Raw genomic sequence first — 14,088 nt, 5'->3', positions numbered from 1 at the left:
ATCGGGCATGCGGCAACCAGCTCGCTCACCGCCCGATAGCGTCACGCGCCGTTGGCGCCACAACCTTTGGCGACGTATTGGGCATCGACCGTGGTAGCACAGGTCCAGCCGCTGGTGGCGCTGCGCGTCAAGGTGATGGTCTTGCCCAGCACGGGCGCAGGCGCATCGAGGATTTCACAGCTGATGGAGCCGCTGCCCGTGGCGACGTCTCCTGTCACATCGATTTTGCAGTTGGCGGTGGGGCTGTTGCCGCCGATCAGATCGAGCCTGGGCGCGGTGCCCTGGTTGATGACGTCCTCGTAGCCGGCCTTCAACGCGCTGATTTCAGCCAACCCCGCGGTGAACTTGGCCTTGGCCTGGTGCTTGGTGTACATGGGCAGGCCAATCGTGGCCAAAATGCCGATGATTGCCACGACGATCAACAATTCGATCAAGGTAAAGCCTTTCTGATGCATCACTTTCACTCTCCAGAATAGAACCATGACAAGGCGCGTCCTGCGCCCCGTGTTGTACAGCGGCGCCAGTGTACTCATCCCTGCGCGGCCAATCGCATACAAGACGCACAATCTGACATTTTATCGCTCAACACCCGCCTGCCCGCATCCGCCGCCTGACTAAGCTATCAATTCCCAACCGGCCTGTGCGAACGCGATATGAACGACACCTCAACGATCTATACTTGGCAAGGCATCAACCGCAAAGGCCGCAGGGTGTGCGGACAAACCACGGGGCATGACCTTGCACGGGTCAAGGCACAACTGCGCCAGCAAGGGATCTGCCCCGAGCGGGTGCGCAAGAAATCGTCAGGCCTGCCAAGCCTGGTTCCGCCGATACTGGACGCTGACATCGCCCTTTTCACCCGCCAGTTGGCGACGCTGTTGAAAGCGGGCATCCCGCTGTTGCAAGCCTTCGATATCATCGGTGAAGGTGCCGAAAACCGGCAACTGCGTGAACTGATCAAGGGTTTGAAACAACGGGTCGCCGCCGGCAATAGCCTGGCCAGCACGCTGCGCCAATTCCCCCGTTATTTCGATGACCTTTACTGCAACCTGATCGCCGCGGGTGAACAGGCCGGCGCTCTGGAAACACTGCTGGAGCGCGTGGCCATTCAGCTGGAAAAAAGCCAACGGCTCAAGACCAGAATCAAGAAGGCCATGACTTACCCTATTGCAGTGCTGGTGGTGGCCAGCCTAGTCAGCGCAGTGTTGTTGATGCAGGTGGTGCCGCAGTTCCAGACCCTGTTTGCCGGGGTCGGCAGCCAATTGCCCGGCTTTACCTTGGGGGTCATCGCCCTCTCCGACTTCCTGCAACGCGCCTGGTGGGTGCTGGCGCTGAGCCTGGGTGCGGGACTAGGCGGGCTGCGTCATGCCTACCGTGTTTCGCCGGGTTTTCGCCACGCTCTGGAGGCGGGTTTGTTGAAAGCTCCCCTGGCAGGCAAACTGTCGAATAAAGCTGCCGTCGCCCGCTTCGCCCGCACGCTTTCAACCACCTTTGCAGCAGGTGTCCCCCTGGTACAGGCACTGGGCTCAGTGGCCGGTGCCGTCGGTAATGGCCCCTTCAGACAGGCAATCGAACATATGCGCCACGATGTATCCACAGGCATGCAGTTGAATCAGTCCATGGCCAGCAGCGGACTGTTTCCAGGCATGGCGATCCAGATGACGGCGATCGGCGAAGAGTCCGGCACGCTGGAGCACATGCTGGAAAAGGTCGCGAACCATTACGAGGCTGACGTAGAAACCCTTGTCGATAACCTCACCAGTCTGATGGAGCCGCTGATCATGGTCGTATTGGGGAGCATCGTCGGTGCACTGGTGATCGCCATGTACCTGCCGGTATTTCAATTAGGTTCGGCATTTTGAACGCGCTATTGGACGAGCAGCCCTGGGCGTTTATTGGCCTGGCGCTGGTGCTGGGCCTGATCGTTGGCAGCTTTCTGAATGTGCTGGTGTGGCGCCTGCCCAAAATGCTCGAGCGCGAATGGCGCGCCCAGGCCCATGAGATCCTCGACCTGCCCCCCGAGCCAGCGGGGCCTGTGTACAACCTGATGCGTCCCGGCTCCAGATGCCCATGCTGCGACCAGCGGATTCGCCCCTGGGAAAACATTCCGCTGCTCAGCTACCTGATGCTCAAGGGGCGTTGCGCCCACTGCCATGGGACCATCAACGCACGTTACCCGGTCACCGAACTGGCATGCGCGCTGGTCTGCGCCATCGTCGCCTGGCACTTCGGTTTCAGTTGGCAGGCGGGCGCGGTGATGCTGCTCAGTTGCGGGTTGCTGGGCATGAGCCTGATCGATATGGACCACCAGCTGCTGCCGGATGTCATCGTGCTGCCGCTGTTATGGCTGGGGCTTATCGTCAACAGCATGGGCCTGCTGGCGACATTGCCCGATGCGTTATGGGGGGCGGTGTCTGGCTACATGAGCCTGTGGAGCGTGTTCTGGCTGTTCAAGCTGATCACTGGCAAGGACGGCATGGGTCACGGAGACTTCAAGCTTCTGGCACTGCTGGGCGCCTGGGGTGGCTGGCAGATACTGCCGTTGACGCTGCTGATGGCGTCACTGCTTGGCGTGTTCGCCGGGTTGCTGCTGATGCGCTGGCGCAAGACGCGAGTGTCCACACCGATGCCATTCGGGCCTTGCCTGGCAATTGCCGGCTGGATTGCTTTGCTCTGGGGTGGTCAAATAACCGACTTCTATTTGCAGTCTGTCGGTTTCTGATGACCACTCCTGTTGCAACACCCTGGATCCTAGGCCTCACGGGCGGTATCGGCAGCGGTAAAAGCGCTGCGGCCGAGCACTTCACTCGCCTGGGTGTCGACCTGGTGGACGCCGATCATGCCGCCCGCTGGGTGGTCGAGCCCGGTCGACCGGCGCTGGCGCGCATTGCCGAGCATTTCGGCGGCGGCGTGCTGCAGCCGGACGGCCAGCTGGACCGCGCCGCGTTGCGCAAACTGATCTTTGAAGTCCCTCAGGAACGTCTCTGGCTGGAAGGCTTGTTGCACCCGCTGATCGCCGAAGAGATTCGCGACCACCTGGCACGCGCCCGGTCGCCTTACGCGATTCTGGTGTCACCGCTGCTGATCGAGTCCGGCCAGTACAGCATGACCCAGCGCATCCTGGTGATCGACGTGCCCCAATCGCTGCAGATTCAGCGTACCCTGCAGCGCGACGGCATCAGCGAGCAACAGGTACAGGCCATTCTCAAGGCTCAGTCGAGCCGCGAAGACCGCCTGAACCATGCCGATGACGTACTGGTCAATGACCAGGACCTTGCCTGGTTGCACAGCGAGGTCGAGCGACTGCACCACTTTTACCTTACTTTGCGTGGAGGCCGAACATGAGCCAACCCTTGACCGTCGATTGCCCAACCTGCGGTGCACCCGTGGAATGGAAACCCGACAACCTCAACCGGCCGTTCTGCTCGGACCGTTGCAAGCTCATCGACCTGGGCGCCTGGGCCGCTGAAGAACACAAAATTCCAGTAGCGCCGGATGCCGAAGACGAGTTGTTTTCCGAAGACCTGCCGCCGCGCCACTAAGGCCGCATAAAGGCGTACTCCTGCTGGTCGTCGAGGTTTTCAGCAAGGTATTGCAACTCGTCGGCCAGGTCTTCAAAGCTGCGCACACCCTTGCTCTGCTGCACCACCGCGCTGAGCATGGCGCGCAGGGTCAGGCCCGGATCAAAACCGATTTCCTGTGCTGCATCCTGGCTTCTGCGCAGTTCCTGCCGTGCCCATTCGTACACACTCATGATTCACGCTCCTGAAATTTCGCAGAGCATGGGCCTGTGGGGTCATCCGCTTTTTGACCTGGATCAACGCTGCGAATCGTCGTCCTTCCACGGTGCCGAAAGGTAGCGGGTGCGGTTGAACGTCTCCAGCCATTCCGGGCAGAACACCACCAGGGCACTGATCACCATGCCGTTGATAAAGGCTTCGGGAAAGATGATCAGCCATAGGTAACCTACGAAGTCCTCAAGCCATTCCGGCATTGCGAATCGCCCATCGAACCACAGCAGCCCCAGGCCGGCGAGCAGGCACAGTAACGCCGACAAAGCGGCAGCAAAAAAACCGGAGCAGAAGATGTACACGAAGGGGTTGCGCGGCTGCGCCCGTTCTACCAGTACCGCGCAGGTCTCGGTTACCAGCACCGGCAGCACGACCAGCAGCAGACCGTTGACGCCCACAGCAGCAAGGTCCTGGCGCCCCAGCCAAACCAACCCCCACTGCGCGGCAAACCCTCCGACGATTGCCAGCGGCCAGTCCAGCAGCAGCGTTACGGCGGTCATGCCGACAAAGTGGTAAGACACGCCGGTATCGAAATCCCGCCGCACCAGCCACAACATGAACAGCGCGAACACGGTACCGAACAGCAAATGCTGGCGCCGTCGGTCGGCAAACAACTCGACCCAAGGCGCGCGCAAGATCGCCCACACCAGCACTGGGACGTACAACAGCCAGCCAGTGCCCAGGGTGGGTGATGTCATGACCTGCGCGCCGATCACCGCTTCACCTGCCTCGCCGCCTCGCAGCCCGTGATGGGGCTGGTTGCGTTGATTCTGTACATAAACGCCTCGTTCCCGGAGTCGCTGGTGGATACTCGAGACTACATCGCCAAGGTCCAAGTTGCAGCGTAGCCTGTTGCAAGGCTGGAACCGCAGCAAGTCTTCCTGCGGTCATCATTTGAACGCTAAGCTACGCCTATGGATGACTCAGATTATTTGCGCCTGCTCACCGTAGCAGCCGAACAAGCCAACGCGTTCCTGTCCAATGCCCGCAAATGGGAGCGTGAGCGTTGGGTCTGCCAGCGCCTGTTGCAAGGCTTGAACGTGCCCTATCGCGCCGAAGAGTTCCACGCCGCCGGCCAGGAGCCGCCCGACGTGCTGTTTCGCGACGCCAGCTTTGAAGTGTTCTTTGTTCTGGACGAAGGCCGTCGCCTGAACGACGAATGGCGCGACGAGCTGCTGCGCAGGCGCAGCGCCTTCTCCCTGAGCCAACTGGTGCGACGCGAAGCCAAGCCAAGGCGCATCCCCGCCCATGAGTTCCTGTTGCGCCTGGCACCGACACTGCGCAAAAAAGCGCACAACTACAAAGAGCGCGGAATAGAGCTGGGTGAGCTGGACCTCATCGCCTTCACCAGCCTCAAGCGCGAAGTGCTGGACCTCAACAGCCACTTTCCACCGCCCACCGAATATCTGCGCCAGGGCTGGCGCTCACTGTCGCTGGTGGGGCCGACTTTTGCGCGGGTACTGTTCGCACACCCGGACGCGCCGGATTTCTTGCGCAACAACCTGGGCCGCAGCATAGTGTTCGACGTGGGCATCAGCCTGTGATGCCCACGCTGTAACGTGGCGCCCTTTTGCAACGTCTACCTGACGAGGCCTTTATGACCAGCCGCCTGAACCCCGATGACCAACAGCATGTCGAAGAGTATCTGCAACTCTCCCAACACAGAGTCGAGCGCAAGCCTTTCAGGCCCTGGCTGCTCCTGGGTGTGGTGCTGGTGGTGGTGATCGGGCTTGGTCTGCTGAGCCGCCTTTTGAGTTACCTGACGCTATGAGCTGCCTGGCGCTCGCGGGGGTAACTGCTCCGATTTCTTTTAGCCTTGCGAGATACTCCCATGACCCATCGTATTATTGTCGTCGGCGGCGGTGCCGGCGGTCTGGAGCTAGCGACCCGCCTGGGTAAGACCCTGGGCAAACGCGGCAAAGCCAGCATCACGCTGGTGGACGCCAACCTGACGCATATCTGGAAACCGCTGCTGCACGAAGTAGCAGCCGGTTCGCTGAACTCTTCGGAAGACGAACTCAACTACGTCGCCCAGGCGAAATGGAACCACTTCGAGTTCCAACTGGGGCGTATGAGCGGGCTCGACCGCGAGCAGAAAAAAATCCAACTGGCCGCCACCCTCGATGAAGAAGGCCGCGAACTGGTGCCTGCGCGCGTACTGGGCTATGACAGCCTGGTAATTGCAGTGGGCAGCACCACGAACGATTTCGGCACCGAGGGCGCGGCGCAGCATTGCCTGTTCCTCGACACCCGCAAACAAGCCGAGCGCTTCCATCAGCAGTTGCTCAACCATTACCTGCGCGCTCACGCCGGGCAAACCGACACGATTGAGCAGATCAGCGTCGCCATCGTCGGCGCTGGCGCTACCGGCGTGGAACTGGCCGCTGAACTGCATAACGCCGCCCATGAGTTGGCCGCATACGGCCTGGACCGTATCAAGCCGGAAAACATGCACATCACCCTGATCGAAGCCGGCCCACGGGTATTGCCCGCGCTGCCGGAGCGGATCGGCGGGCCTGTGCATAAAACCCTGGAGAAGCTCGGCGTGACCGTGCTGACCAACTCGGCCGTCAGCGAAGTGACCGCCGATGCGCTGATCACCAGCAGCGGCCAAGTGATCCCGGCCAGCCTCAAAGTGTGGGCCGCCGGGATTCGCGCACCGGGCTTTCTCAAGGACATCGACGGCCTGGAAACCAACCGCATCAACCAGCTGCAGGTGCTGCCGACGCTGCAGACCACCCGCGACGAAAACATCTTTGCCTTTGGCGACTGCGCCGCCTGCCCGCAACCGGGCACTGACCGTAATGTGCCACCACGTGCGCAAGCCGCTCACCAGCAGGCCTCATTGCTCGCCAAATCGCTGAAGCTGCGGATCGAAGGCAAGGAGCTGCCGGCCTACAAGTACACCGACTACGGCTCGCTGATCTCGCTGTCGCGTTTTTCGGCTGTGGGTAACTTGATGGGCAACCTGACCGGCAGTGTGATGCTGGAAGGCTGGTTGGCGCGGATGTTCTACGTATCGCTGTACCGTATGCACCAGATGGCGCTGTATGGCGTTTTCCGCACGGCGATGCTGATGCTGGGCAGCAAGATCGGACGTGGTACCGAGCCGCGCCTGAAACTGCACTAAAAAATGGTGGGAGGGGGCTTGCTCCCGATGACGGTGGGTCAGCCAGGTGATGAGTGGCTGACACATTGCTATCGGGGGCAAGCCCCCTCCTACATTTGTTTGGTGGTGCTTTGGGAATTTCTGCAGGCAAAAAAAATCCCCGTATCTTTCGATACGAGGATTTTTAATATGGTCGGGGTAGGGGGATTCGAACTCCCGACATCCTGCTCCCAAAGCAGGCGCGCTATGGGCGCCTAGGCATGAAAATCCCTCCCGTGCGGATCGTCGTCAACAATCTCGACCAAACCACCGACGCGCAAATGATCGAGCAGTCGGTACGGGAAATTTTCCAGGACAATGACGAAATCAACGTTCTGGATAGCGTCGTCCCCAGCGCAGTGGTGTTTCGTAGCGGTTCTTCCCTGGGCGTCCCAGTACACCGCCTGGAATACCGACAGCCTTCAAACCGAATATCCCCGGCAGCCCTAGTCGTCATCCGCCGTTTGGCCATTGAGCTTTTCCCAGAATGGCGTGACCGCTTCGAGGCCATGACCGAGGAAAAGGTAGCCAACTTGGTGAGGGAGGGTCGTTGAAATGGCGAAGCCCTCCATTACCGACGCCCGCAGTATTACTGCAGATCTCATCCTAGAGGTTGGCAAGTACTACAGCGCTCAGCAATTGCGCAGCTTGCAAGCCAAGCTCAGTGGAACCGCACGAGAAATCAGAGCCCTGACAAGCGGTTGCCATCTACCCGGTCGGATTGGCGCCCAGTTGAGCGTTGAACAGATTCAGCTTTTGCAAGACGCCGCGAAGCTAATCGAGTCAGTGAACTCGAACATAAAGCACGCGAAGGAAAAGCGCGGCCGCGACGAAAGCCAAGCCAAACGCCGTCAGCAAAGTCGATATGCCGAAGCCAAACGCCTGGTAGCTGAAACATATCTAGAACCTTTTGTTCCTGAGTCAACGGCTTTGGACCCTCTCCTAGATATTCTTAAAACAGCGCTGACGCTCAATCGCGCAGACGTTTTCAGGAATGGTTATTCACCTAGGGAGTTCAATCTCAGGCTCCGTGATTACCTGTCGCCTGCCAGAACTCGAAAGCTTATTGGCTGGACCAGCCCAAGTGCCTTTTGGATAAGCACGGTTCTCTCTCTGCGTAATGACGTTGTGCAAACTGTTGAGCAAGAGATTGCTTACGACGATGGCTCAAGTGTTCAAGACCGTCTTGATGCCTTGAAACAGAAGGTTGCGGACTGTCTTGCCCGGACTCACCTATCTGCTGATGAGGAAGAAACACTTCGCCTGTGGTCTGAGGCGCTCTCCCCCCGTCTTCAACAGGAAGGGGGTGAATGATGGACAAGCAAAAAGTCCTCAGCAAGGTCGCCAAACTCATGGCGCTGGCCAAGTCACAAGGCGCTGCCCCAAACGAAGTGGAAATTGCACTTCGTCAAGCTCGCCATTTGATGAAGCAGTACAACTTGGAACACACCGAAGTTGCTGCCCATACAATCGAAGAATCCATTGTGGGTAATCGATGCACCTGGCCTGCAACCATTGTTTCTTGTAGGCGACGATGAAAAATCCAGAAAGTGGTTATCACAGCGCCGCGATCAGTTACAGCAACTGCAGGCAGTTGGCCTTGTGGTTAACGTGGCAAGCGCCGAGCGGTTTGCCGAAATCCAACGATGGGCAGGAAATCTACAGTTGGTCCCGGCACCATCAAATGATCTGGCACAGCGCCTGGGAGTCCAGCATTACCCCCTGTTGATCACTGCCACAACGATCCAGCAGTAACCAGGGTATGGCCTCTCTTACGCACATCACCTTGGTCATCAAGCAACCAGATGACCCACGAGCAGGCCAACTGCTTTTTGAACAGGTCACCTATGTCGCCAAGCTCTATGGCGGCACCGTCATCGCCCGCGTACCTGGTGACGAGGTGGAGCTATGTCAGCGGCTAAAAGAACGCCTGCCCGAGGCAGTTGAGCAAGCGAGGCAAGAGTTGGCCAATTCATCATCACGCATGAAAGGAGGATCCCGGCCCCATGAAGCTGACCAAGAAGCAACGCTGCGAGCTTCACGCTAAATTCGCGGGCCATTGCGCATACTGCGGTGTGCTGTTGGGTGACCGGTGGCATGCGGACCACAAGGAAGCAGTATGGCGAGAACCAGAGAGGGTGGACGGCAAGTACTCCGGTGCCATCATTTTGGGGCGGCCAGAGAACCACGCCATCAGCAACATGATGCCCGCGTGCGTGCCGTGTAATTTGAGCAAGGCAGCGATGCCACTAGAAGTCTGGCGAGAGCGCATTGCTGGACACGTCGACTCCCTCAACAGCTACCACCCCATATACCGCCTGGCCAAGTCCTATGGGCTGATCGCTGAGACAGGCAAGCCAGTCGTTTTCCATTTCGAAACAGTGGGGCCACTGTCCCCTTTCACTCATAGGAAGTGATCCATGGCCACCTCCTACACCATTGAGTCGTTACTACGCCCTGCTGTTGAGCTGTACACAGTTTGCGTATGTGCCGCTGCGGCGTTGCTCTGTATTTTCGCGCCCTGGGCGGTTGCTCTGACGCCTTTATTCGGCATGGTTGCCGGTACAGGCTTTCTGGGTCTAGGGTTCGTCCGCCTCAAACAAGCGTTGGTGGTGCTGCGTTACCGGCGCAATATTCGGCGCCTACCCCACTACACCATGACCAGCAAAGACATGCCGGTCAGCAATGAGCGGCTATTCATCGGTAAAGGCTTTCGCTGGACCCAAAAACATACTCAGCGGTTGATGGAGACTTACCTCCCAAAGTACGCCGAGTATGTCGAGCCCACGTCTATCTATACCTTTGCTCGCAGAATTGAGGAGCGTTTGGAGTTCGCGCCCTTTCCACTCAAATTGCTGTCAAAGGCTACCTCGTGGGATGTGCCATTTAACCCGGCGCGTCCACTTCCTCCAGTCGGGGGGCTACCGCGCTTACACGGCATAGAGCCGAACGAAGCGGATGTCAGCCTGCCACTGGGTGAGCGGGTTGGACACTCCCTTGTATTGGGGACTACTCGTGTTGGAAAAACCCGCCTGGCAGAGTTGTTTATCACCCAAGACATCAGGCGTACCCGCCGTAGCCCCCGGCGCCGCGTTCATATGGGGCGCCGCGTGCAACCCGTTCATCGAAGCCAGCGCAATGTAGAAATGGACCTGGACCGCGAAGTGGTGATTGTCTTCGATCCTAAAGGCGACGCAGACCTCCTGAAGCGCATGTACATCGAATGCAAGCGCGCAAACCGACTGGAGGAATTCTACGTGTTCCACCTAGGCTGGCCCGATCACTCCGCTCGCTACAACGCCGTCGGCCGGTTTGGTCGGATCTCGGAGGTTGCCACCCGCATAGCCGGCCAACTTTCGGGGGAAGGCAATTCCGCGGCATTCCGGGAATTCGCCTGGCGTTTCGTCAACATCATCGCGCGCGCCCTCGTGGCACTGGGACGTCGGCCTGACTATGAACAGATCCTCAAGCATGTGACAAACATTGACGCGCTGTTTATCGAGTATGCGCAGAAGCACTTTGCTGAAAATGATCCCAAAGCCTGGCAAACCATCGTTGAGCTGGAAGGAAAGATCGATCGTAAGAACCTCAGTTTCGCCATGAAGGATCGACCGCTACGCGTGGTGGCACTGGACATGTACCTCACTCAGCAACGCATCTCCGACCCAGTGATGGAGGGTCTGCGATCAGCCGTACGCTATGACAAAACCTATTTCGACAAAATCGTGGCCAGCCTTCTGCCATTGCTGGAAAAACTGACCACAGGCCGGATTGCAGAGCTGCTATCTCCCGACTACATGGATCTTGAGGACCCACGTCCAATCTTTGACTGGATGCAGATCATCCGCAAACGGGCAGTGGTCTATGTCGGCCTGGACGCTTTATCTGATACAGAGGTAGCTGCAGCGGTGGGCAACTCGATGTTCAGCGACCTGGTGTCAGTTGCGGGTCGCCGAGCAGACCAACTTGTTGGCTCTCAACGCTGCAATCGAGGCAGCACGCGCAGGCGACGCAGGTCGAGGTTTTGCGGTGGTTGCCGACGAAGTTCGAGCCCTGGCTCACCGCACCGGTGAGAGCACCCGCGAAATCGAAAGTATGATTGGCAGCATTCAGCAGGGCACCGTCCAGACGGTGGATGCCCTGGTGACCAGTGCTGACCAGGCTCGGCACACACGGGAGCAGGCTCAGTCGGCCAGTACTGCCCTAGCTGCGATTGCCCAATCAGTATCGGGCATTGATGAACGAAATCTGGTAATCGCGAGCGCTGCCGAGGAGCAGGCCATGGTGGCTCGGGAAGTTGACCGTAACCTTGTGCGAATCCGAGATCTCTCGGTGCAAACTGCCGCCGGTGCGGAGCAGACACGAGCGGCTAGCCAGCAGCTTTCTGAACTGGCGGTGCAGCTCAACGAGCAGATTCGTCGATTCCGCGTTTGATTTGTGCCCGAGGGTGCTCCTGATTAACCGATGCGGATCCTGCCGGAACGGACGCATTCTCCAGAATGAAATGAACAAAAATGCGCCCCCGGACTGTTGGAATGTCCGGAGCCTATTTAACAGGAATCCGGTCGACACATCCGCTCTCGCCCGAGTAAGGCATCACCATCGCTTGTAGACAGACATGTCGACCGTCGTGGCTGCACAGGCACAAGGTCCCATGCGCGACGCTGATGGACCTCGGCGTGCAGCTCAGAGGGACTCAAATCACGTAGGCACGCTCGGCCGATTCAGCTTGAGTGAAAACGGCCTTTTCTCAAACAGCGCATTCACATCCTAGATGAAGCCTGCTTCATCCAGGATGGCCGAGACGGTTTCGAGATCCAGCGTCGCCTTGGCCTACCCCAGAGCACAAACGTTTCTCATCGCTGGATTCTGTCTTTTAAACGGCTATCGCACATCACAGTTAGCACACGCAGACCATTGGGTGAGCCGAGGTTTTACGCAAAGCGATGCTTATGGATTGCCACAATGGTCTGGCAATTCGTGGCAGGAAAGGTCCGCACGATGTTCGCCGAAGTTAATGGGGTTTTCTATCGCGCTGTAGATCCTAACTACCGGACCTCCGCGCTTTGCGGTTCTAGAACGGCTGGGCGCTACTGACGCAGCAATCAACCTACGCTGTACTTGAGCTCATCGCGAGAAGGTGTAGATGCCGCGATGCAATCTCACAAGCGTGCCGCAATGCTCAGCTCGAGATTGTCTATGTGCGTGTTGTTGGAAAACACATTTTTGATCTACGTGATTCGTCAGCTTTGAAGTCGTTGGGAGTTCACATCGAAGAATCCATCGCTCCATGGCAGGACGTGTTAGCAGCAGGTGCAGTGCCGAGCTCGTGCGCAGTTCGTGATCGCCTTGAGGCGTCCGGCGCTAAAGGACTTATTGACACTTCGAGGAAAGCGCCGGGCTTATGGCATTTAGTATTATTTTCTTGGAATCAAAAAGATTCACCACACGTTTTTCTCATTGATAAGCCTTAGCCGGCACTTCCAGTTTGACATGTAAAAGGCAGACTTGGGCCTCAAGCTGGCCTCCGCGAAGCTGGAAAGCTAAATACTGTTTCGATGAAGTCGATGCGCAACTGGAGTGGCTCCAACAACAGTTACTCATGAAGATGCGACCACCTTCCAGAGGACTGGATACTTCAGCCTGGACAAGGTGCCTTCTGGAGACGCTTACGAATAGAGGACGCCCCTACCACGCTTGCTGGAGCTTTCACTACCGCTCGTCGCTTATATTTCACCAGTTGGCCGATTGCGCCGATGTAGGTCACAAAGGGGGAATGGACTCGGCCTTTCAGTGCATGCATTTCTAGACTCCCATAAGTGAGTGAACCTATGTTCGACACCCTATCGATACGCCTGAAAATCGTACTGCTGTCTGGGTTATGTCTGCTGGGCGTAATAGCGTTGATCATCAGCATCAACCTCTACGAAGCCAATCAGAACAACAGGCTGGTCGGCGACTCAAGCTCGCGGATGCTCACCAGCAACGTGCACAACCTGTTGCAAGCCAAAGCAGCCGAGCAAGCCCTCCTGCTGCAGAAAACCGCTAGTGAAAATCTTACTCTGATAACGGCCTTTGCCGCTCAGGTTAAAGACCTGCACAACTTAGCCACCAAGCGCTCACTGGATGCCGGAGCCCTGCGTGAAGAACTCAACCAGAGCCTAAAAAACACCTTCGAACGCAACAGCGAAGTGTTTGGTATCTGGCTGGTACTCGAGCCCGATGGCCTCGGCGACAACGACAGCGAGTTCGTCAATGACAAGGCCCGTGCATCCAATGAAAATGGCCGCTTTGCTAGCTATTGGACCCGCCCTGGCAATGGGGCTTTAAACACCATCCTGCCTGACGAAGACCTGAACAAGACCGCACTCAACCTTAGCGGAACGCCGTACAACATTTGGTACACTTGCCCCCGAGACACCCGAAGCGTCTGCTTACTGGAACCTTACGAAGACACCGCGACCGGCACACCGGTTATCATGACCACAATCTCCTTGCCGTTGATCGTGGATGGTAGATTCATAGGCGCAGTTGGTGTTGATATCGCCCTCAACACCCTGCAAGCAACCGCGGACGCCGCGCAAAAAGAGTTGTTCGAAGGTGCGGCGCAGCTGGAAATCGTTTCCAGCAAGGGCCTTATTGCGGCTTACAGTGGCGAGCCAGCCAAGGTTGGGAAAAACCTAATCGACACCATCGGCGAACAAGGCAAGGAGATCGTGCAGTTGCTCGCCAGTGGCATCTACGTCAACCGCGAACAGGACGATACTGTGAGCGCGGTTTACCCAGTCAAGCCTATTGCTGATGCCAAAGCCTGGGGCGTAATCATCAAACTGCCCAAACACGAGATGCTCTCCGACAGCGTAAAGCTTCAAGCCGTGCTCGACGCAGCTCAAGCCAGCGGCACCCTCAAAGCGCTATTGGTTGGCGCAGCCGCCGGCCTAATCGGACTGCTTCTGATTTGGCTCACCGCAACGGGCGTGACACGTCCGATCAACAGCGTAGCCGCCATGCTTAAGGGCATAGCCAGCGGCGACGGGGACCTCACTCAGCGCCTTGCATACACAAAAAAGGATGAATTGGGCGAACTCGTGGGCTGGTTCAATCGCTTCCTCGACAAACTGCAACCTACCATCTCGCAGATCAAACAAA

At 57.9% G+C, this 14,088-nt stretch carries 15 protein-coding genes and 4 pseudogenes; 16 read left to right on the top strand and 3 right to left on the bottom strand.

Annotated features, from left to right (window positions below; all coding sequences use genetic code 11):
* Positions 1 to 41: 41 nt before the first annotated feature.
* Positions 42 to 455, bottom strand: coding sequence for a pilin (locus SC318_RS04280; RefSeq protein ID WP_320431189.1), 414 nt, complete (start codon positions 453 to 455; stop codon positions 42 to 44).
* A gap of 198 nt (positions 456 to 653) precedes the next feature.
* On the opposite strand from SC318_RS04280, the gene SC318_RS04275 reads away from it, so the two are divergent.
* From SC318_RS04275 to yacG, 4 genes are read left to right on the top strand one after another with little or no spacing between them, the layout of a single operon-like run.
* Positions 654 to 1,862 (top strand): type II secretion system F family protein, encoded by a 1,209-nt coding sequence (locus SC318_RS04275; RefSeq protein ID WP_320429781.1) that lies wholly within the window; start codon positions 654 to 656, stop codon positions 1,860 to 1,862.
* Entirely contained in the window at positions 1,859 to 2,722 is an 864-nt protein-coding gene (locus SC318_RS04270) for a prepilin peptidase (protein WP_320429780.1), read from the top strand. The genes SC318_RS04275 and SC318_RS04270 overlap by 4 nt, the downstream gene beginning before the upstream one ends.
* Positions 2,722 to 3,345 carry a dephospho-CoA kinase gene (gene coaE, locus SC318_RS04265; RefSeq protein ID WP_320429779.1) on the top strand — a complete coding sequence of 208 codons (624 nt, stop codon included), beginning with the start codon at positions 2,722 to 2,724 and terminating at the stop codon, positions 3,343 to 3,345. Before SC318_RS04270 ends, coaE begins: the two co-directional genes overlap by 1 nt.
* The gene (gene yacG / locus SC318_RS04260; RefSeq protein WP_065887991.1) at positions 3,342 to 3,542 is read left to right on the top strand and encodes a DNA gyrase inhibitor YacG; all 201 of its coding nucleotides are present in this window, start codon (positions 3,342 to 3,344) and stop codon (positions 3,540 to 3,542) included. The genes coaE and yacG overlap by 4 nt, the downstream gene beginning before the upstream one ends.
* Here yacG and SC318_RS04255 read toward each other — a convergent pair.
* Complete coding sequence (locus SC318_RS04255) at positions 3,539 to 3,754, bottom strand: hypothetical protein (RefSeq protein WP_003171680.1); 216 nt, start codon at positions 3,752 to 3,754, stop codon at positions 3,539 to 3,541. The genes yacG and SC318_RS04255 overlap by 4 nt on opposite strands.
* A 63-nt stretch (positions 3,755 to 3,817) precedes the next feature.
* Positions 3,818 to 4,489: an energy-coupling factor ABC transporter permease gene (locus SC318_RS04250; protein ID WP_413817604.1), complete on the bottom strand. Its 672-nt coding sequence runs from the start codon at positions 4,487 to 4,489 to the stop codon at positions 3,818 to 3,820.
* Positions 4,490 to 4,705: 216 nt separating this feature from the next.
* Between SC318_RS04250 and SC318_RS04245 the strand changes: the two genes are divergently transcribed.
* The 12 genes and pseudogenes from SC318_RS04245 to SC318_RS26970 all read left to right on the top strand — a co-directional run.
* Positions 4,706 to 5,335: a DUF1780 domain-containing protein gene (locus SC318_RS04245; protein ID WP_016971624.1), complete on the top strand. Its 630-nt coding sequence runs from the start codon at positions 4,706 to 4,708 to the stop codon at positions 5,333 to 5,335.
* 53 nt (positions 5,336 to 5,388) lie between these two features.
* Entirely contained in the window at positions 5,389 to 5,562 is a 174-nt protein-coding gene (locus SC318_RS04240; protein ID WP_044286631.1) for a DUF3094 family protein, read from the top strand.
* A 60-nt stretch (positions 5,563 to 5,622) separates the two neighbouring features.
* Positions 5,623 to 6,921: an NAD(P)/FAD-dependent oxidoreductase gene (locus tag SC318_RS04235; protein WP_320429773.1), complete on the top strand. Its 1,299-nt coding sequence runs from the start codon at positions 5,623 to 5,625 to the stop codon at positions 6,919 to 6,921.
* Between the two features lie 224 nt (positions 6,922 to 7,145).
* Positions 7,146 to 7,493: pseudogene (locus tag SC318_RS04230) on the top strand (ParA family protein); the annotation flags it as partial.
* Position 7,494: 1 nt separating this feature from the next.
* Entirely contained in the window at positions 7,495 to 8,253 is a 759-nt protein-coding gene (locus SC318_RS04225) for a hypothetical protein (RefSeq protein ID WP_320429772.1), read from the top strand.
* Positions 8,250 to 8,477: a DUF2786 domain-containing protein gene (locus SC318_RS04220; RefSeq protein ID WP_413817602.1), complete on the top strand. Its 228-nt coding sequence runs from the start codon at positions 8,250 to 8,252 to the stop codon at positions 8,475 to 8,477. Before SC318_RS04225 ends, SC318_RS04220 begins: the two co-directional genes overlap by 4 nt.
* Positions 8,395 to 8,694: an integrating conjugative element protein gene (locus SC318_RS04215; protein ID WP_413817601.1), complete on the top strand. Its 300-nt coding sequence runs from the start codon at positions 8,395 to 8,397 to the stop codon at positions 8,692 to 8,694. The genes SC318_RS04220 and SC318_RS04215 overlap by 83 nt, the downstream gene beginning before the upstream one ends.
* A gap of 7 nt (positions 8,695 to 8,701) precedes the next feature.
* The gene (locus tag SC318_RS04210) at positions 8,702 to 8,986 is read left to right on the top strand and encodes a hypothetical protein (RefSeq protein WP_024073354.1); all 285 of its coding nucleotides are present in this window, start codon (positions 8,702 to 8,704) and stop codon (positions 8,984 to 8,986) included.
* Positions 8,946 to 9,356, top strand: coding sequence for an HNH endonuclease (locus tag SC318_RS04205; RefSeq protein WP_320429771.1), 411 nt, complete (start codon positions 8,946 to 8,948; stop codon positions 9,354 to 9,356). The genes SC318_RS04210 and SC318_RS04205 overlap by 41 nt, the downstream gene beginning before the upstream one ends.
* Before the next feature lie 3 nt (positions 9,357 to 9,359).
* Positions 9,360 to 10,889 (top strand): annotated as a pseudogene (traD, locus tag SC318_RS04200) (type IV conjugative transfer system coupling protein TraD); the annotation flags it as partial.
* A pseudogene (locus tag SC318_RS04195) lies at positions 10,888 to 11,373 on the top strand (methyl-accepting chemotaxis protein); the annotation flags it as partial. The pseudogenes traD and SC318_RS04195, both read left to right, overlap by 2 nt.
* Before the next feature lie 1,397 nt (positions 11,374 to 12,770).
* Positions 12,771 to 14,051 (top strand): annotated as a pseudogene (locus tag SC318_RS26970) (HAMP domain-containing protein); the annotation flags it as partial.
* Positions 14,052 to 14,088: the final 37 nt, after the last annotated feature.

Source organism: Pseudomonas sp. MUP55, from assembly GCF_034043515.1.
Classification (GTDB): domain Bacteria; phylum Pseudomonadota; class Gammaproteobacteria; order Pseudomonadales; family Pseudomonadaceae; genus Aquipseudomonas.
The sequence above is the reverse complement of the archived record's forward strand: the minus strand, read 5'-3'. Positions and strand labels throughout refer to the sequence as shown.

Excerpts from the sequence above, each read along its gene's own strand:
- SC318_RS04210 (WP_024073354.1), top strand. The coding sequence starts at position 8,702 with ATGGCCTCTCTTACGCACATCACCTTGGTCATCAAGCAACCAGATGAC.
- SC318_RS04235 (WP_320429773.1), top strand. The coding sequence starts at position 5,623 with ATGACCCATCGTATTATTGTCGTCGGCGGCGGTGCCGGCGGTCTGGAG.
- SC318_RS04245 (WP_016971624.1), top strand. The coding sequence starts at position 4,706 with ATGGATGACTCAGATTATTTGCGCCTGCTCACCGTAGCAGCCGAACAA.
- SC318_RS04220 (WP_413817602.1), top strand. The coding sequence starts at position 8,250 with ATGATGGACAAGCAAAAAGTCCTCAGCAAGGTCGCCAAACTCATGGCG.
- SC318_RS04280 (WP_320431189.1), bottom strand. The coding sequence starts at position 455 with ATGCATCAGAAAGGCTTTACCTTGATCGAATTGTTGATCGTCGTGGCA.
- SC318_RS04225 (WP_320429772.1), top strand. The coding sequence starts at position 7,495 with ATGGCGAAGCCCTCCATTACCGACGCCCGCAGTATTACTGCAGATCTC.
- coaE (WP_320429779.1), top strand. The coding sequence starts at position 2,722 with ATGACCACTCCTGTTGCAACACCCTGGATCCTAGGCCTCACGGGCGGT.
- SC318_RS04240 (WP_044286631.1), top strand. The coding sequence starts at position 5,389 with ATGACCAGCCGCCTGAACCCCGATGACCAACAGCATGTCGAAGAGTAT.
- SC318_RS04205 (WP_320429771.1), top strand. The coding sequence starts at position 8,946 with ATGAAGCTGACCAAGAAGCAACGCTGCGAGCTTCACGCTAAATTCGCG.
- SC318_RS04250 (WP_413817604.1), bottom strand. The coding sequence starts at position 4,489 with ATGACATCACCCACCCTGGGCACTGGCTGGCTGTTGTACGTCCCAGTG.
- SC318_RS04255 (WP_003171680.1), bottom strand. The coding sequence starts at position 3,754 with ATGAGTGTGTACGAATGGGCACGGCAGGAACTGCGCAGAAGCCAGGAT.
- SC318_RS04275 (WP_320429781.1), top strand. The coding sequence starts at position 654 with ATGAACGACACCTCAACGATCTATACTTGGCAAGGCATCAACCGCAAA.
- yacG (WP_065887991.1), top strand. The coding sequence starts at position 3,342 with ATGAGCCAACCCTTGACCGTCGATTGCCCAACCTGCGGTGCACCCGTG.